This is a genomic window from Lactobacillus sp. (assembly GCF_051893255.1).
Classification (GTDB): Bacteria; Bacillota; Bacilli; order Lactobacillales; family Lactobacillaceae; genus Lactobacillus.
In genome coordinates this window covers 66,033-88,456 of record NZ_JBJFHB010000065.1, presented here as the reverse complement: position 1 = coordinate 88,456, position 22,424 = coordinate 66,033, and the positions used below count along the sequence as shown (strand labels likewise).

Here is a 22,424-nt window from a genome sequence, read left to right as displayed (position 1 = left end):
TATTTCAAAATAAAATTGCCTAAAATCGTTGATAATACTTGACTTAGAGTAGAAATAAAAACATCTCGGTTTGACCGAGATGTTTTTTGTTGACTATTTAACTTATCTTACTTTCTATTATGCTTTTTACTGCTTACTGCTCTTTTTGCTTGAGCTTGCGGAACTAGCTGAACTAGAACTGGATGAACTTGCTGATGAGCTGCTTGATCCTGAACTAGAGGAAGTAGAAGCATTCAAGACGCTCTCGGGTACCTTGGTGATCTCGCTTTGCCGGCCGACCAATTCCTTGGCATCCGTCTTATAAAGCCTGGTAGTTGAGCCCTTTTGACTATAAAGGGCAGTTGATTCATTGCCTAAGCTGGCGATCATGTCCATCATCTGCTGGTAGTTGTTGCTGTAGTCAAAGCTTGGCGTCACCGGCGTAAAGCCCTTTGGGGTGTAGTAGCGGAGCAGGTTTTTGCTGTTTAAGGTATCGGACAAGGCAAGGGACTGCTTAGCATAAAGAGAAATCTTCGTGACAGCTTCTTTTTGCTTGGCAGTCAAGCTGGTCAAGGCCTCGCCAGTCTTTGAGTTATAGACATTGCCCTTTGTAGTCTTGCCCCCGATCAGGGTGTAAGTCGGCGTGATCACCGTCCCGTTTCTAAAGACGACGATCTGCTTGTGCTCGCTTGACAAGATGTCGGTCCCAAATTGGACGTATTGACTGTTGTTAATCCCTAAAAGATGGAGGAGCGTCGGTAGCACGTCGATTTCCCCAGCCAGGGTATCCTTGATGGCGCCTTTTAAGTTAGAAGCGTGGATCATGAACGGTACCTTCTGCATCTGGGCGGTATTAAAGCTGGACCAGTCACTTGGATCCTTGCCAATCAAGGGTGCCAGGGTCGTATATTCATCGTTAGAGAGACCATAGTGGTCACCGTAGATGACGATCATGGACTTTTGGTAAAGGCCAGACTTTTTCAAGTAGGCAAAAAATTCCTTTAAGGACTGGTCTAGGTAATGGGCTGTTAAGAAGTAATTGTTGATCGTCTTGTCCGAAGTGTTGCTGGTCTTAAAGTCCGAATCCTGGTCTTCTTCGTCCAGCTCAAAAGGCGTGTGGTTGGTGACGGTGATGTATTTAACGTAAAAAGGCTGCTGCATCTTTTCCAGGTACTTGATGCTTTCACTGAAGAGCAGCTTGTCCTTTAAGCCGTAGCCAGAACTGTCGCTGTCTCCTTGACTAAAGTAGTTTTTGTCAAAGAAATAGTTGTAGCCCATATTTTTATAAACATCGTTTCGGTTCCAAAAGCTGCCAACATTGCCGTGGAAGACAGCGGAGGTGTAGCCGCCATTGTTTCTCAGAATCTGCGGAGCTGCCTGGAAGGTGTTGGTGGAGCCCAAAGAGGTAAAAAGGGATCCGTCAGAAATGCCGTAAGTACTGGTTTCCAGCATGTTTTCCGCGTCACTGGTCCGCCCCAAGCCTACTTGGTGGTAGAAGTTGCTATATGAGAGGGTGTGCTTGTTTTTGTATAAAGAGTTCAGGAATGGAGTGACTTCTTTACCGTTGACCTTTAAGTTGATCAAAAATTGCTGGAAACTCTCTAGGTGGATGACAATGACGTTTTTGCCTTTTTCCTTGCCATAATACTGAGAATTTGGCTTGGCGTAATTCTTCTGGACAAAGTCCAAGATCTTGTTGAGCTCGCTGCTAGTGGCATTTTTGGTCACGGTCGTGCTTGACTCGTTCTTGATCCCGTCATAAGCAGTAAAGGCATCGATGCCGAGATATTTGACCACGTAAGTCCGGTCGAAGGTGTTTTTAAGCAAACGCGGCCGGCTGAATTCGGCGACCATTAAGTTGAGTCCCAAGACAAAGAAGCCAAAAGAGGTAATGGCAAAAGTGCGGGAGAAGCCGTAGGATCTTTGATCGATCTTGATGACTTTAAAAATCAAGAGAAAAATAATGACAATCAGGTCCAGCCAGATCAAGAGATCACTGGGTTCTAAGAGGGCAGCACTGGATTTGCCTAAGCCTTGCGAGACCTTGCTGAAATTAGCCATGGTCTTGACCGTGATGAAATCGGCAAACTGCCGGTAATATAAGACATTGGCAAATAAGAGGCCAGTGTTGGCAATGTCGATGCCCAGCATGGCCAGGTAAGAAACGAGGGGCTTAGAAAAGTAAAAGCCCAAGCTAAGCAAAATGATCGAGAAGCCAAAAGGGCTCAGCCACATGATGATGTGCTGGAGGGGGTCGCCTAAGCCAAGATTAAAGTCGCAATAGGCAACAAAAAGATACTTCAGCCAGTAAGTGAGCACCAGCAAGGCTAAAAAGCCCGTTCTGGTTTGAACTTTGCTGAGAACGTTCTTCTTTTTCAAAATTGTAATCTCCTTGTTATATCTGTCTTAATTTTAATGGTTGGGAAGAAAATAGACAAATATTTCCGAAGAGTTATCTTTTTCTTAAAAACTTACTCCAGGAAAACTTGTATAATTGAAAGCAGACTCGATAGATTGGACTGGTGCAGATGTTATTTTTAGGACCCTTATACAGCTTTTTGGCAAGCCGGTACGCGACCAGTATCAATCACTTTGCCCTGGTAAAATTAACCCTGCAAGGGTTAGACAAGACTATTTTTTACTTCTTGATCTTTGCCTTGATTCGGCTTTGCTGGCTTTTGGTCATCCGGAAAAGGCGGTCGGTTCAGTCAGAATTTGGCGTCTGGCTCTTTGCCTTTTACTTCATCTTGGTTTTGATGCTGACGACCTTCCGCTATACTTATTTCCCGTGGGAACTCAACTTTCACTGGGACCGGAGCCTGGACAATGTCAATTTTGTCTTTTTAAAAAATACCTGGAAGCTGATCTATGCCCCAAGCAAGGTCGATTTTTACTATAATTCCCTGGGAAATATCTTGGCCTTTGTGCCTTTTGGCCTCTTAGTGCCCAACTTTTTGCAGCAAAAAGCCTGCTTTTGGCGGGTGCTGGTCAGCGGGATGCTGAGCTCAATTTCGATCGAAATTTTGCAATTTTTACTTTTAACCGGAGTGAGCGATGTCGATGATGTCTTTTTTAACACTTGCGGTGTATTATTAGGGTATAGCCTCTACAAGCTAGTTCAAATTTGTGTAAAAAAACGCAAAAAGACTAGCAATGTAAGGGTATAAATGATACTATTATCTTGTGAATGATTTATTTAACATTTTCTAGTGAGGAAGCATAAATCAATGAATAGTGTAGTTAGTTTTGATAGTAGTAAGTTAACTCCTTTTGTTCACGACAACGAACTGAAGGAAATGCAAGCAATGGTCAACGCAGCTGACAAGGAGCTTCGCGACGGCACTGGTGCCGGCAACGACTTCCGCGGCTGGCTTGACTTGCCAGTTGACTATGACAAGGACGAATTTGCCAGAATCAAGAAGGCAGCCAAGAAGATTCAAAGCGACTCAGACGTTTTGATCGGTATCGGTATCGGTGGCTCATACTTGGGTGCCCAAGCCGCTATTGAATTCTTGAACTCATCCTTCTACATGGCTGAAAAGAGTGACTATCCAAAGGTTGTCTTCTGCGGCAACTCTTTGTCAGGCACTTACTTGTCAGACCTGATCAACTGGCTTGGCGACAAGGACTTCTCCTTGAACATCATTTCTAAGTCAGGTACCACCACTGAACCATCAGTTGCCTTCCGCGTTTTGAAGGCTAAGCTGATTGAAAAGTACGGCAAGGAAGAAGCAGCTAAGCGTATCTACGCAACCACTGACCGCAAGAAGGGTGCCTTGAAGACTGAAGCCGACGCTGAAGGCTACGAAGAATTCGTAGTTCCAGATGACGTTGGTGGTCGTTTCAGCGTTTTGTCAGCAGTTGGTTTATTGCCAATCGCTGCTGCTGGCTGCGACATCGACGCCTTGATGCAAGGTGCTGCAGACGCCCGCGCTGCTTACACTGACACCGACGTAACCAAGGATTCACCTTACCAATACGCCGCTTTGAGAAACATTCTCTACCGCAAGGGCTTCACTACTGAACTCCTTGAAAACTACGAACCAAGCATCAGAATGTTTGGCGAATGGTGGAAGCAATTGATGGGTGAATCAGAAGGCAAGGACCAAAAGGGCATCTACCCATCAAGTGCCAATTTCACCACTGACTTACACTCACTTGGTCAATACATCCAAGAAGGTCGCCGCAACTTGATGGAAACTGTAGTCCGGGTTGCTGGCCCACGCGCTGACGTTGAAATCCCAAGTGATGAAAGCAACTTGGACCAATTGAACTTCTTGTCAGGCAAGACCATGAACTACGTAAACGACCGTGCCTACGAAGGCGTGGTTTTGGCCCACACTGACGGCGGCGTTCCAGTAATGACTGTGAACATTGCTGACCAAACTGAACACACTTTGGGCTACTTGATCTACTGGTTCGAATTGTCAGTTGCTATTTCAGGCTACCTGAACGGGATCAACCCATTCAACCAACCAGGCGTTGAAGCCTACAAGCGCAACATGTTTGGCTTGCTGAACAAGCCAGGCTATGAAGACTTGCACGACGAATTGGCAAGCCGCCTGTAATCAAGCAAAAAGATTATGTCTTAACAATGAAAAGAGCAAAGCAAATGCTTTGCTCTTTTTCTTTGTGGTCAAAAATCTTTACTTTTTACTTACTTTTTTGCTCTTGAAATAAAAATGTAAAAGTATAACATAGATTGTAAGGGGATACAACAAATAATCCCTTATGAATTGTGATTGTAAAATGATGAAAAAGGAGTGAAAAAGATGAAGCAGAAGAAGTTTTGGCAAGCCGGGGCAGTGCTGCTAGCAGCGACCGCTTTGACGGCTTGTGGCAGTTCAAAGAAGAGCAGCTCAAGCAAGCAGGATTTGAGCTGGTCGGTAGCTGGGGAAATTACCACGATGGACCCCTCCAAGGCAACTGACGTCGTCAGCTTTACTCAAATGGTCAACACCATGGAAGGTTTGTACCGGAGCAGCAAGAATGGGCAAACGCCTGGCCTGGCAACTAGTTCAACGGTATCTAAAGATGGCCTGACCTATACCTTCAATTTGCGCAAGTCTACCTGGAGCGATGGGAGTCCGGTAACGGCGAAGGACTTTGTTTATTCTTGGCGCAGAACCGTTAACCCTAAGACTGAATCAGAATATGCCTACCTCTTTTCCGGGATCAAGAATGCTGACAGCATTCAAAACGGCAAAAAGCCGGTTTCTAGCCTCGGCATCAAGGCTGTGGGCAAGTATCAGCTAGTCGTCACTTTAGAGAAGCGTATGGCCTATTTTAAGGACCTGATGGCCTTTCCAGTCTTCTTCCCGCAACAAGAAAAAGCCGTCAAGAAGTACGGCGATAAGTACGGGACGGCATCCAAGTATATGGCATACAACGGGCCATTTGTCCAAAAGGGCTGGACCGGCTCTAACTTATCTTGGAAGCTGGAGAAAAACAGCAAGTACTGGGACAAGTCCAGTGTCAAGCTGAGCCAGATCAACTACACGGTTAACAAGACCCCATCAACGGCCTACAACCTCTATGAATCAAACAAGCTGGACGGCTTTGGCCTAGATTCCAACTTGACCAAGCAGTTTAAGGGCAAGTCCGCTTACCAGAGCCTGGCAAACGGTGGTACCTACTACCTGGAATTAAACGAAAAGAACCAAAACCTGGCTAACTCCAATATCCGGAAGGCGATTTCTCTGTCCATCAACCGGAAGAACCTGACCAGCATCTTGGGCGGCAACAACCTGCCGGCTAATACTTACACGGCCAAGGACTTGACCAAGGTGAACGGTAAGGACTACACGAGCATGATTGATAGCAGCGCCAAGAAGATGGCAACCTACAATCCAAGTTTGGCTAAGAAGTACTGGAAACAGGGCTTGGCAGAACTGGGCAAGAGCTCACTCACTTTGAACCTCTTGACCAGTGACACGGACTCAGCCAAGAAGACCGGTGAAGCTCTCCAAAGCATGCTGGAAAGCAACTTGTCCGGCCTCAAATTAACGGTGACCAGCGTGCCATTTAAGACCAGACTGGCTCGCCGGGAAAATGGCAACTTCCAGCTTTGTGGATCTGACTGGATTGCGGACTTCGGCGACCCAATTTCCTTCTTGGAATTGCTGACCAGCACCAATGCTTCAAACTACGGCTCTTGGAAGAACAGTGAATATGACCGCTTGATCAAGGCTTCAAAGAACACCAACGATCAAAATGAGCGGATGAAGGACATGAGCCAGGCTGAAAGCATAATGCTGAAGGACTGCGGCGTAGTTCCAGTCTACTACGAAGACGATGCATGGATGATTCGGCCAAACGTTAAGGGCTGGCTCTGCACCCGGGCTGACTGGGACTTCAAGAATGCCTACATCAAGTAGCTCAGTCTTGAAGCGAAAAAAGTTTAGAAGATAACAAAAAAGCGAAGCTTGATTACAAGCTTCGCTTTTATTTATTGCGATGTCCGGGCTCGAACCGGAACATTATGGATTCAGAGTCCACTGCCTTACCAATTTGGCTACATCGCAGTAAAATCACCCGTACGAGAATTGAACTCATGACTCCACCTTGAGAGGGTAGCGTCTTAACCACTTGACCAACGGGCGAAGTTCAGTGTTCATCACCGACGTTTATTATTATGCTTTTTTTAGAAAAGAAAGTCAAGTTATCAGGCGGAAAAAAGCAAAAGTTTTTTCAAGATGGTGAAAAAAGTGATAAAGATTTGCGCCAATAGCTTATAATAGATCATAGTTTTATTTTGCGCATGAAGGAGGCAAGGCATGATCTATTTTCCCAAAACCCAGACCCTGATTGAGGCACTAGCTTCAGAGCGGATCGTGCCAGGGGTCAACTATGCCTTCTTAAAGGGCGAGCAGGTCTTTGCATCAACCGTGGGCTTTGCCAGCATCTATCCCAAAGTTACACAGCTCAGCCCCTTTGCCTACTATGACCTGGCCAGCTGCACCAAGGTCTTGGCAACGACGCCGCTAGTCTTGCAAGAGGTGGAAGCAGGGCGGATGGCTTTTGCCGATCCCTTGCAAAAGTTCATCCCCGAATTTAAAGACAGCCGGGTGGAGATCCGCCACCTGCTCACCCATACGTCCGGTATTAAGGGCTGGATCCCCAACCGGGACCAATTGTCAGGAGAAGAGCTGGCCTCTGCCATTATCAATTTGCCAGTGACCAGTGAATTTAACCGGGTCGTCCGCTATGCCGATACCAACTTCGTCTTGCTGGGGCTTGCCTTAGAGCGGCTAACGGGCCAGCCAGTACAGGACTTGGCCATGGAGCGGGTGATTCAGCCAATGGGCTTGACGGAAACCACTTTTGACCCGCCCAAGGCTGAATGCGTGCCGACAGAGCTGGTTGACGGACAGGTCTTGCAAGGGACGGTCCATGATCCTAAGGCCCAGCAGCTGGGCAAGCGCTGCGGGTCAGCAGGGCTTTTTTCCGTGATGGAAGACCTGGTCAAAATGGGCCAGGGCTACATGGGCGTGAGCGACTTGCCTTTTTTAAAAAGAGAAAGCGTAGAAGATTTGTACCAGGTCAAGACGCCGGCAGGGCTAAAAGAGCGGTCTTGGGGCTGGAATCTTATTTTTGATCCAGAAAAAAATTATCCCATCATCTACCATACGGGCTATACCGGCACCTTGATTCTCTTTGACCGGATCAAGCAATCAGGCTTGATCTTACTGACCAACCGGGTCCACCCGACCCGGCACAACCAGGCCTTTTTGACCATGCGGAGCCGGATCATTCACGCCTTTTTAGCCGAAAACAAATAGAAAACCAATAGAAAACCCAAAGGAGACTTTCGTGAAAAAAACAAAGAAGCTGAGCAAGAAGCAGATTAGCTATATCATTCTGGCCATCTATGGCCTAATCATCATTATTTGGGGTCACTTTAATAGCCGCTTGCAACCTTTTTTCGTAATTACCGTGATTGGGGCGCTGTTAGTGGCCGTGATCGAAATGGCCTTGAGCCTGATTTTTCAAAAGAAGGCCAAAGAAGCTAAAACCTACCGGACGGTGGCTCAGGCTGCCTTGCTAGTAGCGATCGTAACCCTGATTGCGGTCATTACCACGGCTATTTAGTAACTAATTTAGTAACTTACTGAAGGCAAAAGAAAAAGCTAGATCATTGATCTAGCTTTTTGTGTGGGTTGGATAATTTTGGAATCAGCTGCTAGTTGATCCGCCGCTTCAAGACGCCCTTGTCGGTAAAGATTTGCCGCAAGTGGAGCATGGCCGTATAAGTGGACAAAACGTAAACCTTCTTGGTTTCTGCCTTGGCAAAGGCATCTGGCAGCTTGTCAAAGTCGGCTTCGACCGTCATGATTGCCGGATCAAAACCGGCAACCTTTAAGCGGAAGTCCATGTCCTTGTGCCGCTCGCCGCCGACGATGATCTGCTTGATTTTGTCTTTATCTAGGCTTTCAAAGTCCCCATCCCAGATCCAGCTGGTGTCGATCCCATCGGCGTGGTGGGCATTTAAGAGGGCAGCCAGGGTGTAAGGCTCTTTTTCGGTATTGAGCAGGCTCAAGACTTCGTTTAGGCCAACTGGATTTTTAACCAAGATAATGTTGATTTCCTTGTCTTGGTAGTTGATCAGTTCTTGCCGGCCAAAAATCCGCTTGTTTTTAGCAAAAGCTTGCGCGATTTCTTCGCCGGAAACGTCAAATTCCCGGGCGCAGGCGAAGGCTGCTAAGGCGTTATAGATGTTGTAGGTCCCGCCGATATTGATGGCAAAGTCTTGTCCATCGATGGTAAAGGCGATCTTACTTGGCGTTTGCTCGCTGATTTTTTCCAGCTTGTAGGTCAATTCTGGCCGCTTGTAGCCGCAGTTGGGGCAGAAGAAGTCGCCCAAGTTGGCATAAGAGATGGCGTGATAGTGGAGGATGTGGTTGCACTTTGGACATAAGACGCCGTCGGTGTTGACGCCAGCCTTTAAGTCATTTTGCGGCTTGTCTTGCTCAGTTTCAAAGCCAAAGTAGACTTTTGGATTTGGCAGGTCAACGGAAGAGAAGATGCTGGCATCGCCATTGGCAATAACGGTAGCTTCTGGCGCCAATTTAATCCCGTTCACGATCTTTTCGTAGGTGGTGTAGATTTCCCCGTACCGGTCCATCTGGTCTCTAAAAATGTTGGTCAAGACAAAGGCCTTGGGGTGCACCAATTGGGTGACTGCCTTAACGTTGGCTTCGTCGACTTCCAAAACCGCAATCTTTCTTTGCCCCTTTTGGCTGTGGGCTAAAAAGGCAGTGACGATCCCCTGGGCCATGTTGGAACCGGATGGGTTGGTCAAGATGTCGCCGTATTTTTCCTTCAGGGTCTGGGTGATCAAGGCCGTGGTCATGGTTTTACCGTTGGTCCCCGTGACGATGATGGTTTCGTAGTTTTTGCCCAGGTCTTCCAAGACTTCTGGGTCAATTTTCATCGCCAGCTTGCCTGGAAAACTGGTGCCGCCCTTTAAGACGTTATGCAAAAACCAGTATGAAGACTTGCCGGCAAAGGTTGCAATGCTTGATTTGATACTCATGAATTTACTTCCTATTCTTGCATTTTGGCTAAAGTAAATCTTACCATATAGAGAATTTTTTAGTGGATAAAATGCGAAGCTTTTAAACTTTTGAAAAATACTGCTATACTTATTTAGCAGATAAAATTAAAGGTGGGAATTATGGCACAGTTTTTCTTTGAATACGGAGCAATGGGCAGCGGCAAGACGATCGAAATCTTGAAGGTTGCCCATAACTATGAATTGCAAGGCCGCAAGGTGGTGCTGATGACCAGCAGCTTAGACGATCGGTCAGGCACCGGCGTCGTGGCTTCGAGAATCGGCCTGAGCCGTCAGGCCCAGCCAATTGCCCCTGACCAGGACCTTTTTGCATATATTTCTAAGCTTAACCAGCAAGAGCAAGAGGCAGATGGCTACCCGCTGGCTGCGGTTTTGATTGATGAAGCTCAATTTTTAAAAAAGGAGCAGGTCATTCAATGTGCTAAGATTGTGGATGAGCTGCACATTCCGGTGATGGCTTTTGGCCTGAAAAATGACTTTCAAAACCATCTTTTTGAAGGCAGCGAGTATTTGCTCTTATATGCTGATAAAATAGAAGAGATGAAGACCATCTGCCATTTTTGCGGGCATAAGGCAATTATGGCCTTGCGCTATAAGGATGGAAAGCCGGTTTATGAAGGCGAGCAGGTGCAGATTGGCGGCGACGAGGCCTATTACCCAGTATGCCGCTTCCACTATTTCCACCCCGGACAGGCCAGAGACTAACTAAATACAGGTAAAAAGTAAAACAAGATAACTATCAAAAAAGATTGGAAGGTTGACTAAATGGACAATGTAATGGCTCAGCTGGAGAGCTTGGAAGTACGCTATGAAGAAATTCAAGAAATGATGGCGGACCCAGAAGTAATCGCTGATACCAAGCGGTACATGGAAATTACCAAAGAAGAAGCGGAAATGCGCGAAGTCGTACAAAAGTTCCGCAAGTACAAGGCAGACAAGGAAGAAATCGCCGGCAACAAGGAAATCATCGCTGATGGTTCCGATGCCGAATTGGTTGAAATGGCCAAGATGGAAAATTCTGAGCTGGAGGATGAAGTCGTTAAGCTGGAAGATGAAATCAAGATCTTGATGCTGCCTAAAGACCCTAACGACGACAAGGACATCATCATGGAAATCCGCGGGGCTGCCGGCGGGGATGAAGCTTCCCTGTTTGCCGGGGACCTGCTCCGGATGTACGAAAAGTATGCTGAAAACCAAGGCTGGAACGTGTCGATCGTCGACAGCGAACAAACCGAAGTGGGCGGCTACAAGCGCGTCGCCATCATGATTACGGGCAACAAGGTTTACTCTAAGCTGAAGTACGAAAACGGCGCTCACCGGGTGCAAAGAATCCCAGTAACCGAATCAGCTGGCCGGGTGCACACGTCAACGGCGACCGTTGCCGTCATGCCAGAATATGAACAAGTGGACATTGACCTTGATCCAAAGGACATCAGAGTTGACGTTTACCGCTCATCTGGTGCCGGTGGTCAGCACATCAACAAGACTTCCTCAGCCGTTAGAATGACCCACCTCCCAACTGGGATCGTGGTTGCTATGCAGGACCAGCGGTCCCAGCAGCAAAACCGGGCCAAGGCCATGGAAATCTTGAAGTCTAGAGTTTACGACTACTACGAAAGTCAAAACCGGGACAAGTACGATGCTAAGCGTAAGAATGCCGTTGGTACCGGGGACCGGTCTGAAAGAATCAGAACCTACAACTATCCACAAAACCGGGTAACTGACCACCGGATTGGCCTGACTTTGAACAAGCTGGACCGGATCATGAACGGGGAACTGGACGAAATCATCGATGCTTTGACGGTTTACTACCAAACCAAGCAATTAGAGGAGCTGGCTGAAAATGCCTAAAACTATAAAAGAAATGCGGATTTGGGCGAGTGAAACGGCTGAAGAAGCTCGCCCTGAAGATATTGACTATGTGATCGCGGAACGTCTTGCTTTAACCCCTAGCGAATACGAGTTAAAGCAAGACTTAGTCTTAACCGATGACCAGGTCAAACAAATCAGCCGCGATATGAAAAAACTGGCTAAGGGCGTGTCTCCCCAATACATCTTGGGCTATGCCTGGTTTTTAGGCTACAAGCTGCTGGTTGACCGGGGCGTCCTGATCCCGCGCTTTGAAACCGAAGAACTGGTGGAATGGGCACTGGACAATTTGCAAGGTGGCGATACGGTCTTAGACCTGGGGACGGGTTCAGGCTGCATTACCGTGGCATTGGCTAAAGAAGCTGAAAAAAAGGGCATCAAGGATCTCCACTTTTTTGCTAGCGACATCAAGGACAAGCCGCTCTTGATCAGTGAAGAAAACTTTTTAACCTACGGCTTAAACGTAACGACCAGAAAGTCCAACGTGTTATTGGGGCTAGGCAAGTTTGACTTGATCATTTCTAACCCGCCTTACATTAAGCCAAGCGAAAAAAGCGTAATGGACAAAAATGTTTTGGCCAATGAGCCAGAAGAAGCCTTGTTTGGCGGCGAAGATGGGATAGACTTTTACCGAAAATTTGCCAAAGAAGTCCGGGACCACTTAAATCCAGGTGGCCGTTTCTTCATGGAATTTGGCTTCAGCGAAGAAGCGGAATTAAAGGCGCTTTTTGCCAAAGAATTGCCGGATTTTGAAGTGGAATTCAGAAAAGACATGGCCGGCAAGCCAAGAATGCTGTTTGGGAAGTGGACGAAATAATGGAAACCAAGATTTTTAAGCGCGATGAGCTGGATGAAGCTGCCGACCTCTTGCGGCAGGGGGAACTAGTTGCTTTTCCTACCGAAACCGTCTATGGCTTGGGGGCAATCGCTACTCGGGATGATTCTGTCAAAAAGGTTTACGCAGCCAAGGGCCGTCCAAGCGACAACCCCTTGATTGTCACGGTGGCTGATGAAGAAATGATGCGGCCCTATGCTAAAGAAGTGCCAGAAAGAGCTGAGAAACTGATCAAGCACTTTTGGCCAGGTCCCTTGACCATCTTGCTTTTTGCCAAAGAAGGAGCCTTGCCGACTTCGGTGACGGGGGGACTGAAGACCGTGGCCTTCCGCTGCCCAGATGACCAATTGACCCATGACTTGATTAAAAAGCTTGGTTATCCCATCGTGGGGCCATCAGCCAATACCTCGACTAAGCCTAGTCCAACCAGCGCTGAGCACGTCTACCATGATCTAAAGGGCAAGATCGCTGGGATCGTGGACGGGGGTCAAACCAGCTTTGGCCTAGAGTCCACCATTGTCGACTTGTCGGTTGAGCCAGCGGTTGTCTTGCGGCCAGGCAAGATTACCCCAGAAGAGATCAGCCAGGTATTAGGGGAAAAAGTCCTGATCAACCGGGGCAAGGTTGCTGACAAGGACGTTCCTAAAGCTCCCGGCATGAAGTACCGCCACTATGCTCCTAGTGCCCAGGTTTATGTTGTCGACCGCCCAGAAAAGTTTTTGAAATTGGCGCTTGATAGCAGAAGCGGCGTTATGGCTACCAGCGATATTTTGGCTAAACTGACCATTCCAGAAGAAAATAAGTTTAGCTTGGGTGACAGTCTGCTTGAAGCTGACCACAACCTCTTTGCCGGCCTGCGCTACTTCGATGACATGAAGAATATTAATGCAATTTATGTTGAAGCCTTCAATGAAGGTGAAGAAAGCTGGGCCTACATGAACCGGCTGAACAAGGCCGCTGGTGGCAAACACATTTAAGATATTAAAGAGACGGAAATGGCTTTAAACCATTTCCGTTTTTTACTATAATATGTGTGACATGGTATTTTTTTGAATGGAGGAACTTTATGGGAAAGTTTACTGTGTTAAACCATCCATTGATCCAGCACAAGCTGACGATTATTCGCCGCAAGGAAACTGGGTCAAATGAATTTAGAAGAATTGTCGGTGAAATCGCAGGTCTGATGACCTATGAAATCACCCGTGATCTGCCTTTAAAGGACGTTGAAATCGAAACGCCAATGGGCAAGACGGTTCAAAAGGAATTGGCCGGCAAGAAGCTGACAATCGTACCGATCCTGCGTGCCGGGATGGGGATGGTCAACGGGGTCCTGGAAATGATCCCTTCTGCCAAGGTCGGCGTCGTGGGGATGTACCGCGATGAAGAAACCTTGCAGCCAGTTGAATACTTCTTCAAGGTTCCAAAGGATGTCACCGAAAGAGAATGCTTGGTCGTTGACCCAATGCTGGCCACTGGTGGCTCAGCCAACCTGGCAATTTCCGCTTTGAAGAAGCGCGGCGTCAAGGACATCAAGCTGGCCGTTTTAGTGGCTGCTCCAGAAGGCGTGAAGGCTGTCCAAGATGAAAACCCTGACGTTGACATCTATGCAGCTGCCCTTGATGAAAAGCTGCTCCCTAACGGCTACATCTTCCCAGGCTTGGGGGATGCCGGTGACCGGATTTTTGGCACGAAATAATTAAATTTATCCTTTAAAACGTTTGCATAAGTACCAAAAAACTTTTAAAGGTGTACAATTAATGTCGTGTTCGAAGAATTCAACACAAGAAGGGAGGTCACGAAGAATTGGAGAAATCACTTGTCTTCAATATTCACGGGTTGAATGTCGATATGGTTGGCATTATCGGCTCAACCTTGATGGCAATTGTGGTTTTTGTCATTTGTTACGCTCTTTCACGTAAAGTTGAAATGAAACCGAACAAGAAGCAGAATGTCCTAGAATATCTGATCGATTTTACCGATGGGATCGTCAAGGACAACGTCGAAGACCCAGACGCGCAAAAACATCTGTCTCTTTACGCATTCGTATTGTTCCTTTTCATCTTCTGCATGAATCAACTTGGGTTGTTCTTAGAAGTGAAAGTCGGTGACTATATGGTCATCAAATCACCAACTGCTGATCCAGTGACGACAATGTCGTTTGCGATGATGACCTTGCTCCTATCTTTTACCTTTGGGATTCAGAAGTTTGGCACGAAGGGCTACTTGCAGAATTATGCACGTCCAGTTGGCTTTTTGTTGCCAATCAACGTTATCGAAGAATTTACTAACTTCTTAACGTTGTCACTGCGTCTTTACGGTAATATTTTTGCGGGCGAAGTTCTGCTGACCCTGATCGGGGGGCAGCTGGGACCAAGCATGGGGATTGTCACGAGAATCTTGGCAGCCCCACTCGCAATGATTTGGCAAGGTTTCTCTGTCTTCATTGGCTCTATCCAGGCGTATGTTTTTGTAACTCTGTCTATGGTTTACATTGGCAAGAAGGTTACGCAAGAATAATTTTTCGGAGGTTTTATTATGACTACAGGTTTGAAGGATTTAGCAGCTGCTCTCGTTGCTGGTATTGCTGCCTTAGCTGCTTCATGGGGTAACGGTAAGGTTATTTCAAAGACTATCGAAGGTATCGCTCGCCAACCAGAAAGCGCTGGTAACTTGAGATCAACCATGTTCATCGGTGTTGGTTTGATCGAAGCCGTTCCAATTTTGGCCATCGTTATCGCTTTCTTGATTTTGTTCCTGTAATAAAGTCTTTTTTAAAAAACTTTACTATCACTAATAAATTGAGAGAGAAGGATTGTCGATGGAATTTCAACCAGTATTCGCCGGCGCCGAAATCTCAATCGTTAATACCCTTTGGTATTTAATTGTATTTGCACTCCTGCTGCTCGCCGTTAAGCACTACGCTTGGGGCCCAGTTAAGGACATGATGGAGAAGCGCCGCCAAAAAGTCATTGATGACTTGGATCAAGCAGCTAGCGACCGTAAGAAGGCTGAAACCTTGGCCAACGAACGGGAAGCTGCTTTGAAGAATTCAAGACAAGAAGCTACTCAAATTCTCTCCGATGCAAAAGACAATGCACAGAAGACTGGCAAGCAAATCGTGAGCGAAGCCAATGATGAGGCTTCTCAAATTCGCGAAAAGGCAAAAGCCGATGCTGTTCAAGCTAAGGCAGATGCCTTGCAAGCAGCTCGCGACCAAGTTGCTGATCTTTCTGTAACGATTGCAGAAAAGGTAATTGCTAAGAACTTATCTGCTGCTGATCAAAAGGAATTGGTTGATCAGTTTATTAAGGGGTTGAACGATTAATGGCCTTAAGTAGAGAAGAAATTGCAAGACGCTACGGAACTGCTATCTTTGATTTTGCAAAAGATCAAGGCAAGACTGAGCTGATGTTTAAGGAACTGACCGAATTAAAGAAGGCCGTTCAAGCAGAGCCACGTTTTGTGCAGGTTCTCAGCAATCCTGTCATTAACAGCCATGAAAAGAAAGAGCTTTTGACGGCTGTTGAACAGGGCTTTTCTGCGGAGCTTCAAGAAGTGTTAAACTTCCTGCTTAGCTATGATCGTTTTGGAAACTTGCTTGACATTATTGACGAGTTTACCGACTTGTACAACAAGGTCAACCACATCGGAACGGGTATTGCTAAGACTGCAGTTAAGCTCGACAAAGATCAACTGCAGCGTCTTGCAGACAGCTATGCAAAGAAGTATGGCTTGCAAGAACTTCATCTTGAAAATGAAGTTGATCCAGAAATTATCGGCGGTGTGGTCTTGAAGGTTCAAGGCCGCGTAATCGATGGCTCAGTAAAGCATCGATTGGAAAAAATCCGCGCCGTTTTAACGAAGTAATATTATAAAGAGGTGAAACCATTGAGCATTAAAGCGGAAGAAATCAGCTCTTTAATCAAGCAGCAACTTGAACACTACGACGATAAGCTGGACATTGATGAAGTCGGTGTCGTAACTTACGTCGGCGATGGTATCGCCCGCGCTCACGGCTTGAACAATGTCTTGTCTAGTGAGCTTTTGCAGTTTGACAATGGTTCTTACGGTATCGCCCAAAACTTGGAAGCTAATGACGTTGGTATCATTATCTTGGGTAAGTTTGACGATATTCGTGAAGGGGACCAAGTCAAGAGAACTGGCCGAATCATGGAAGTTCCAGTTGGGGACGCATTGATTGGTAGAGTTGTTAATCCACTAGGCCAACCAGTTGATGGCTTGGGCGAAATCAAGACTGATAAGACTCGTCCAATCGAGTCTAAGGCGCCAGGCGTTATGCAGCGTCAATCAGTTAACCAACCACTGCAAACTGGGATTAAGGCTATCGATGCGTTGGTTCCAATCGGTCGTGGTCAGCGTGAGTTGATCATTGGTGACCGTAAGACCGGTAAGACTAGTTTGGCAATTGACACCATTTTGAACCAAAAAGGTCAAAACGTTATTTGTATTTACGTTTCAATCGGTCAAAAGGAATCAACGGTTAGAGCTCAAGTTGAAACATTAAAGAAGCTTGGAGCAATGGATTATACCATTGTTGTTGAAGCCGGTCCATCAGAACCAGCGCCAATGCTGTACATTGCGCCATATTCTGGTACTGCGATGGGTGAAGAGTTTATGTACAACGGCAAGGACGTTTTGGTTGTCTTCGACGACTTGTCCAAGCAAGCCGTTGCCTACCGTGAATTGTCCTTGCTTTTGCGGCGTCCACCAGGCCGTGAAGCCTACCCAGGTGACGTCTTCTACTTGCACTCACGTCTGCTTGAACGCAGCGCTAAGCTGAGTGCAGAACTTGGCGGCGGTTCATTGACTGCCTTGCCATTTATTCAAACTGAAGCTGGGGACATTTCAGCTTATATCCCAACTAACGTGATTTCTATCACTGACGGACAGATCTTCTTACAAAGTGACCTGTTCTTCTCAGGCACCCGGCCAGCCATTGACGCCGGTGCCTCAGTTTCCCGTGTTGGTGGGGCAGCCCAGATTCCAGCCATGAAGAAGGTTGCTGGTACCTTGCGTACTGACCTGGCTTCATACCGGGAACTTGAAAGCTTTGCTCAGTTCGGTAGCGATCTTGACCAAGCTACCCAGGCACGTTTAGCCCGGGGACGGCGGACCGTTGAAGTTTTGAAGCAGCCACTTCATAAGCCAATTCCTGTTGAAAAGCAGGTTGTCTTGCTTTACGCTTTGACTCACGGCTTTATGGATGCAGTGCCAGTTGCTGACATCGCTCGCTTTGAACAAGAACTGTATACTGACTTTGATGCCAACCATGCTGACTTGCTTGATACGATTAAGTCAACTGGTAAGTTGCCAGATGAGGATAAGCTAAAGGAAGCTCTTCAACAATTCGCTGATGGCTTTTCATCAAGTAACGAATAGGAGGTAGACTATGCCTGCATCTTTACTTGAATTGAAGAAGAGAATTGCTTCAGTTAAGCAAACAAGTAAAATCACGGAAGCCATGCACATGGTTTCCGCTGCTAAGCTGAATCAGACTGAAAAAAGAGACAAGGGCTACCAAGAATATAATCAGCTCCTGCACCAAACCGTTTCTCGGCTGATGAGTGCCAGCGTGGTTAACCACTTGAACAAGGCTAACTACAAGCTGACCCAAGACAACATTGATAGCATTGACTACAATGACGTCTTTGGGATGGGGATTATTTCCGACATGATCAAGCCTCGTAAAGAAGTGCGCTCAGTCGGCTACTTGGTAGTGACCGGTGACCGGGGCCTTGTTGGTTCATACAACAGCTCCGTCATCAAGCAGATGATGAGCATCATTGAAGATGACAAGGCGCAAGGGCGCGAGTCGAAGATCTTGTCAATCGGCAGCGTTGGCTCCCAATTCTTTAAGAAGAACAACCTGAACGTGGTTTATGAAAAAAACGGCGTTTCAGACGTGCCAACTTTTAAAGAAACTCTGCCAATTGTCTCTACTGCAATCAAGATGTACCTTAACGGCGTCTACGATGAGCTGTACGTTTGCTATACTCACCACGTTAACTCTCTGTCTTCGGCCTTCCGGGCTGAAAAGATGCTACCAATCGTCGACTTAGACATTGGTACCGTTGAAGCCAAGGAAAGTAAGAAGATCGAGTTTGAAGTCGCACCTGACATCGACAGCGTTTTAGCAACCTTGCTTCCGCAGTTTGCCCGTGCAGAAATCTACGGGGCCATCCTGGATGCCAAGACTGCAGAGCACGCAAGCTCAATGACGGCGATGAAGAGTGCCACTGACAACGCTAAGGATCTTGTTTCTAGTCTTAGCTTACAATTAAACCGTGCAAGACAAGCACAAATCACCACTGAATTGACTGAAATCGTCAGTGGTGCAAACGCACTTGAATAAAATTAAAGGAGGTAGAAGTTTGAGTCAAGGTGAAATCGTTCAAGTAATTGGACCAGTCGTTGACGTCAAGTTCCCAATTGACAAAGACCTGCCAGACATTAACAATGCCTTGAAGGTTATCAAGTCAGACACTGATTCAATTATCCTTGAAGTTACTCTTGAACTAGGCGATGGCGTTTTGCGCTGCATCGCAATGGAATCTACCGATGGGCTTCGCCGCGGGATGAAGGTCGAAGATACTGGTTCATCAATTTCTGTGCCAGTTGGTCCCGACACTTTAGGCCGCGTCTTCAACGTGTTAGGTCAACCAATCGATGGTGGTCCGGAATTTCCAGCTGACCACCCTCGGTCAGGGATCCACAAAGAAGCTCCTAAGTATGATGAATTAACTACTAGCCGGGAAATCCTGGAAACCGGGATTAAGGTTATTGACTTACTTGAACCATATCTTCGTGGTGGTAAGGTTGGTCTGTTCGGCGGTGCCGGTGTTGGTAAGACCACGATCATTCAAGAATTGATCCACAACATCGCCCAAGAACACAACGGTATTTCCGTCTTCACCGGTGTTGGTGAAAGAACGCGTGAAGGTAACGACCTTTACTTTGAAATGAAGGCATCTGGCGTTTTGTCCAAGACTGCCATGGTCTTTGGTCAGATGAACGAGCCACCTGGTGCCAGAATGCGGGTTGCTTTGACTGGTTTGACGATCGCTGAATACTTCAGAGACGTTGAAGGTCAAGACGTGTTGCTCTTTATCGACAACATCTTCCGTTTCACCCAGGCCGGTTCAGAAGTTTCAGCCTTGCTTGGCCGGATGCCAAGTGCCGTTGGTTATCAGCCAACTTTGGCAACTGAAATGGGGCAATTGCAAGAAAGAATTACTTCTACCAAGAAGGGTTCTATTACCTCTATTCAAGCTGTCTACGTTCCTGCCGATGACTACACCGACCCAGCTCCAGCGACGACTTTCGCCCACTTGGACGCAACGACTAACTTGGAACGTAGCTTGGTTGAACAAGGTATCTACCCAGCCGTTGACCCACTTGAATCTACTTCAAGTGCCTTGGACCCAGAAATCGTTGGTCAAGAACACTACGAAGTTGCTACTCGGGTACAGCACATCTTGCAACGTTACCACGAACTGCAAGACATCATCTCCGTTTTGGGTATGGACGAATTGTCCGATGAAGAAAAGCTGATCGTTGCTCGGGCTCGTAAGGTTCAATTCTTCTTGTCACAAAACTTCTTCGTTGCTGAAGTCTTCACTGGCGTGCCAGGCTCATACGTGCCAATTAAGGACACTGTAAAGGGCTTTAAGATGATCCTTGATGGTCACCTGGACGATCTGCCAGAAGATGCCTTCAGAGGCGTTGGCCCGATCGAAGACGTTGTTAAGAAGGCCCAACAAATGGGCGTTACCCCAAGCGATCCAGAAGCACAAGCCTTATTAGAAAAGTAGGGTGATGCATGATGGCAGAAGCAGAAAAACTGTTTAAGATTAAGATCGTTACTCCAAATGGCCTTATCTACAATCACCGTGGCAGCGCCGTCTTTATGCGGGCTATTGATGGTGACCGAGAGATTTTGTACAATCACTTGCCAATTTTGACGCCATTAACGATTGGTGAAGTTCGGGTTCAGCGCGGCGCGGATGTGGATCATAAAGTTGACCACATTGCCGTCAGCGGTGGGATTATCGAATTTGCCAACAACGAGGCAACGATTATTGCCGACAATGCAGAACGTGCACGTAACATTGACCTTAGCCGGGCAGAAGCCGCTAAGCAGCGTGCTGAGGCTCATATCAAAGAAGCTAAGGAAAAGCATGATGAGCAATCACTTGAACGTGCCCAAATTGCTTTGCGGCGTGCAGTAAACCGAATTCACGTTTACGATGCGCTACACAAATAAAGGGAAAAGAGCGGAATTATTCCGCTCTTTTTTGATGGTGACATAAATGAGACAACTTGGAATACATGCTGTTATTAGTTTAATAATCTACTTTATCTGTATAGCCTTGGCTTTCCAAGCAATCAAGGCCGTCAGAATTGAAAAGCTGATTAGAAGCAATCGCGTTTTTGAATCACAGATCTTCTTGTTATTTTCCGCAATTGGTCTGGGCTATCTGGTAGCTCAATTTATCATTGCCTTGATCGATACCTCCATGCAGCTATCGAATTTATTTTAAAAGAATCAGTTAAACAATTGTAACATCCGCTATGTAGAGCCCTTTTATGGTACAATTAAAATTAATATGTTATGGAGGAAATTAACGTGTCAAAAGATATTGGTATTGATTTGGGTACCGCAAACGTTTTAATCAACGTTTCTGGTAAAGGCATTGTGATTGATGAGCCATCTGTAGTGGCAATTGATACGAACACTAACAAGGTCGTTGCAGTCGGCACTGACGCATATGAAATGGTAGGCCGGACTCCTGGCAACATTCGCGTTATTCGGCCATTGAAAGACGGCGTGATCGCTGACTTTGACGTGACCGAAGAAATGCTGTCTTACTTTATTGAGAAGATCAATGTTAAAGGCTTCATGAGCAAGCCAAACATCTTGGTCTGCACCCCAACTGGCGTCACTTCAATTGAGCAAAAGGCGATCATTCAAGCAGCTGAAAAGTCTGGCGGTGGCAAGGTATATTTGGACTACGAGCCAAAGGTAGCAGCCGTTGGTGCGGGTCTTGACATCTTCAAGCCTCAAGGCAACATGGTAATTGACATCGGCGGTGGCACCACTGATATTGCGATTTTGTCAATGGGCGAAATCGTTACATCCAAGTCCTTGCGCTATGCTGGTGACAAGATGAACCAGGCGATTGTCAACTACATCAAGACGCACCACCAGCTCTTGATTGGGATGAGAACGGCAGAAGCCATCAAGATTGAAATTGGCGCTGCCACTGATCCAGATCCAGATGCTAGCATGAACGTGCGTGGCCGGGACACGATTGATGGCTTGCCAAAGCAAATCACTGTTTCTGCCAAGGAAGTTACCGAGGCCTTGCAAGACGGTTTGGAATCAATCATTACCGCAACCAAGCAAGTTTTGCAAGAAACGCCACCAGAATTGTCTGCCGACATTATTGACCGCGGCATCATGATCACCGGTGGTGGGGCCTTGCTGAAGAACATTGATAAGCTGATTGCCGAACGCTTGCAAGTACCAGTTTTGATCGCTGAGTCACCACTTGAATCAGTGGCCTTGGGTACTGGGATTTTGCTTCAGCACATTGAAAAGCACGAAAAGCACTAATCATGCGCCACGTGCTGATTCTTCTGGTTCGCTTTTACCAGAAGGCGATTTCGCCTCTTTTCCCAGCTAGTTGTCGCTTCTACCCGACTTGTTCTAGCTACATGATTACCGCGCTGGAAAAGCACGGACTGATTTTGGGGCTGCTGATGGGGAGTGCCCGGATTCTGCGCTGCAATCCTTTTAACCGCGGCGGGGTGGATCCGGTTCCGGATTACTTTACGCTTTTGCGCAACCCCCACCCAGAAGAAGATGAGGATGAAATAATTGTTAGAAAATTTCACAGTCACTAACAAGGAGGGAATATGTCAAGAAAGCAAGAAAACATCGGCATTGAGGTTAATGAACTGACTGGGCGGAAGGTTCCGACCTGGGAAGTCGTCATTCCTAAGAAGTTCCAAATTGGCTTGATTGAACTGGTTGATGGCAAATACCGGGTAACCAGCAGCAAGTCAAACAGCGTTATGTATGCGAAAACGCTGGATGCAGGCATTAACGACCTGCTGGCTTACTTCACTTTGCACGAAAAGTAA

24 protein-coding genes and 2 tRNA genes are annotated in these 22,424 nt (G+C 46.8%); 22 read left to right on the top strand and 4 right to left on the bottom strand.

The genetic code is table 11. The features are described from left to right. Nucleotides 1–126: 126 nt before the first annotated feature. Entirely contained in the window at nt 127–2,358 is a 2,232-nt protein-coding gene (locus tag ACI4WN_RS06180; protein ID WP_439777427.1) for an LTA synthase family protein, read from the bottom strand. Between the two features lie 149 nt (nt 2,359–2,507). On the opposite strand from ACI4WN_RS06180, the gene ACI4WN_RS06175 reads away from it, so the two are divergent. From ACI4WN_RS06175 to ACI4WN_RS06165, 3 genes are all read left to right on the top strand, one after another. Continuing rightward, complete coding sequence (locus ACI4WN_RS06175; protein ID WP_439777426.1) at nt 2,508–3,146, top strand: VanZ family protein; 639 nt, start codon at nt 2,508–2,510, stop codon at nt 3,144–3,146. Nucleotides 3,147–3,206: 60 nt separating this feature from the next. Beyond that, a complete protein-coding gene (locus tag ACI4WN_RS06170; RefSeq protein WP_439777425.1) occupies nt 3,207–4,547 on the top strand; it encodes a glucose-6-phosphate isomerase in 1,341 nt (446 codons plus the stop codon). A 204-nt stretch (nt 4,548–4,751) separates the two neighbouring features. After that, nucleotides 4,752–6,356: a peptide ABC transporter substrate-binding protein gene (locus ACI4WN_RS06165; protein ID WP_439777424.1), complete on the top strand. Its 1,605-nt coding sequence runs from the start codon at nt 4,752–4,754 to the stop codon at nt 6,354–6,356. A 74-nt stretch (nt 6,357–6,430) separates the two neighbouring features. Here ACI4WN_RS06165 and ACI4WN_RS06160 read toward each other — a convergent pair. Both ACI4WN_RS06160 and ACI4WN_RS06155 read right to left on the bottom strand, forming a co-directional pair. Next, nucleotides 6,431–6,503, bottom strand: a tRNA-Gln gene (locus ACI4WN_RS06160). Nucleotides 6,504–6,509: 6 nt separating this feature from the next. Continuing rightward, nucleotides 6,510–6,581, bottom strand: a tRNA-Glu gene (locus tag ACI4WN_RS06155). 174 nt (nt 6,582–6,755) lie between these two features. Between ACI4WN_RS06155 and ACI4WN_RS06150 the strand changes: the two genes are divergently transcribed. Both ACI4WN_RS06150 and ACI4WN_RS06145 read left to right on the top strand, forming a co-directional pair. Next, entirely contained in the window at nt 6,756–7,760 is a 1,005-nt protein-coding gene (locus ACI4WN_RS06150; RefSeq protein WP_439777423.1) for a serine hydrolase domain-containing protein, read from the top strand. Nucleotides 7,761–7,791: 31 nt separating this feature from the next. Next, nucleotides 7,792–8,070: a hypothetical protein gene (locus tag ACI4WN_RS06145; RefSeq protein ID WP_439777422.1), complete on the top strand. Its 279-nt coding sequence runs from the start codon at nt 7,792–7,794 to the stop codon at nt 8,068–8,070. A gap of 91 nt (nt 8,071–8,161) precedes the next feature. Here ACI4WN_RS06145 and ACI4WN_RS06140 read toward each other — a convergent pair whose 3' ends face one another. Further along, the gene (locus ACI4WN_RS06140) at nt 8,162–9,514 is read right to left on the bottom strand and encodes a MurT ligase domain-containing protein (protein WP_439777421.1); all 1,353 of its coding nucleotides are present in this window, start codon (nt 9,512–9,514) and stop codon (nt 8,162–8,164) included. Nucleotides 9,515–9,655: 141 nt separating this feature from the next. On the opposite strand from ACI4WN_RS06140, the gene ACI4WN_RS06135 reads away from it, so the two are divergent. The 17 genes from ACI4WN_RS06135 (at nt 9,656) to ACI4WN_RS06055 (ending at nt 22,424) form a co-directional block, all read left to right on the top strand. Further along, nucleotides 9,656–10,258: a thymidine kinase gene (locus ACI4WN_RS06135; RefSeq protein ID WP_439777420.1), complete on the top strand. Its 603-nt coding sequence runs from the start codon at nt 9,656–9,658 to the stop codon at nt 10,256–10,258. Nucleotides 10,259–10,318: 60 nt separating this feature from the next. Then, the gene (gene prfA / locus ACI4WN_RS06130) at nt 10,319–11,404 is read left to right on the top strand and encodes a peptide chain release factor 1 (RefSeq protein WP_439777419.1); all 1,086 of its coding nucleotides are present in this window, start codon (nt 10,319–10,321) and stop codon (nt 11,402–11,404) included. Beyond that, nucleotides 11,397–12,239: a peptide chain release factor N(5)-glutamine methyltransferase gene (prmC, locus tag ACI4WN_RS06125; protein ID WP_439777418.1), complete on the top strand. Its 843-nt coding sequence runs from the start codon at nt 11,397–11,399 to the stop codon at nt 12,237–12,239. The genes prfA and prmC overlap by 8 nt, the downstream gene beginning before the upstream one ends. Further along, entirely contained in the window at nt 12,239–13,234 is a 996-nt protein-coding gene (locus ACI4WN_RS06120; RefSeq protein ID WP_439777417.1) for an L-threonylcarbamoyladenylate synthase, read from the top strand. Before prmC ends, ACI4WN_RS06120 begins: the two co-directional genes overlap by 1 nt. An 89-nt stretch (nt 13,235–13,323) precedes the next feature. Further along, nucleotides 13,324–13,953: a uracil phosphoribosyltransferase gene (gene upp / locus ACI4WN_RS06115; RefSeq protein ID WP_439777416.1), complete on the top strand. Its 630-nt coding sequence runs from the start codon at nt 13,324–13,326 to the stop codon at nt 13,951–13,953. Nucleotides 13,954–14,060: 107 nt separating this feature from the next. Beyond that, nucleotides 14,061–14,774 carry a F0F1 ATP synthase subunit A gene (atpB, locus tag ACI4WN_RS06110; RefSeq protein WP_008462314.1) on the top strand — a complete coding sequence of 238 codons (714 nt, stop codon included), beginning with the start codon at nt 14,061–14,063 and terminating at the stop codon, nt 14,772–14,774. A 30-nt stretch (nt 14,775–14,804) separates the two neighbouring features. After that, nucleotides 14,805–15,017 (top strand): F0F1 ATP synthase subunit C, encoded by a 213-nt coding sequence (atpE, locus tag ACI4WN_RS06105; RefSeq protein ID WP_279201455.1) that lies wholly within the window; start codon nt 14,805–14,807, stop codon nt 15,015–15,017. Between the two features lie 58 nt (nt 15,018–15,075). Beyond that, a complete protein-coding gene (atpF, locus tag ACI4WN_RS06100; RefSeq protein WP_439777415.1) occupies nt 15,076–15,582 on the top strand; it encodes a F0F1 ATP synthase subunit B in 507 nt (168 codons plus the stop codon). Next, nucleotides 15,582–16,124: an ATP synthase F1 subunit delta gene (atpH, locus tag ACI4WN_RS06095; RefSeq protein WP_439777414.1), complete on the top strand. Its 543-nt coding sequence runs from the start codon at nt 15,582–15,584 to the stop codon at nt 16,122–16,124. Before atpF ends, atpH begins: the two co-directional genes overlap by 1 nt. 21 nt (nt 16,125–16,145) lie before the next feature. Continuing rightward, on the top strand, nt 16,146–17,657 hold the full coding sequence (gene atpA, locus ACI4WN_RS06090) for a F0F1 ATP synthase subunit alpha (RefSeq protein ID WP_439777413.1): 1,512 nt from the start codon (nt 16,146–16,148) through the stop codon (nt 17,655–17,657). Nucleotides 17,658–17,667: 10 nt separating this feature from the next. Further along, a complete protein-coding gene (locus tag ACI4WN_RS06085) occupies nt 17,668–18,630 on the top strand; it encodes a F0F1 ATP synthase subunit gamma (protein ID WP_439777412.1) in 963 nt (320 codons plus the stop codon). Nucleotides 18,631–18,649: 19 nt separating this feature from the next. After that, nucleotides 18,650–20,089, top strand: a complete 1,440-nt coding sequence (gene atpD, locus ACI4WN_RS06080; RefSeq protein ID WP_008462325.1) for a F0F1 ATP synthase subunit beta — start codon at nt 18,650–18,652, stop codon at nt 20,087–20,089. An 11-nt stretch (nt 20,090–20,100) separates the two neighbouring features. Then, nucleotides 20,101–20,541 carry a F0F1 ATP synthase subunit epsilon gene (locus ACI4WN_RS06075; RefSeq protein WP_035173761.1) on the top strand — a complete coding sequence of 147 codons (441 nt, stop codon included), beginning with the start codon at nt 20,101–20,103 and terminating at the stop codon, nt 20,539–20,541. Between the two features lie 46 nt (nt 20,542–20,587). Further along, nucleotides 20,588–20,818 carry a DUF1146 domain-containing protein gene (locus tag ACI4WN_RS06070; RefSeq protein WP_439777411.1) on the top strand — a complete coding sequence of 77 codons (231 nt, stop codon included), beginning with the start codon at nt 20,588–20,590 and terminating at the stop codon, nt 20,816–20,818. Nucleotides 20,819–20,904: 86 nt separating this feature from the next. Next, nucleotides 20,905–21,894, top strand: coding sequence for a rod shape-determining protein (locus tag ACI4WN_RS06065; RefSeq protein ID WP_412130759.1), 990 nt, complete (start codon nt 20,905–20,907; stop codon nt 21,892–21,894). 2 nt (nt 21,895–21,896) lie between these two features. Next, nucleotides 21,897–22,184 (top strand): membrane protein insertion efficiency factor YidD, encoded by a 288-nt coding sequence (yidD, locus tag ACI4WN_RS06060; RefSeq protein WP_439777410.1) that lies wholly within the window; start codon nt 21,897–21,899, stop codon nt 22,182–22,184. A 12-nt stretch (nt 22,185–22,196) separates the two neighbouring features. Next, the gene (locus ACI4WN_RS06055) at nt 22,197–22,424 is read left to right on the top strand and encodes a DUF2969 domain-containing protein (protein ID WP_439777409.1); all 228 of its coding nucleotides are present in this window, start codon (nt 22,197–22,199) and stop codon (nt 22,422–22,424) included.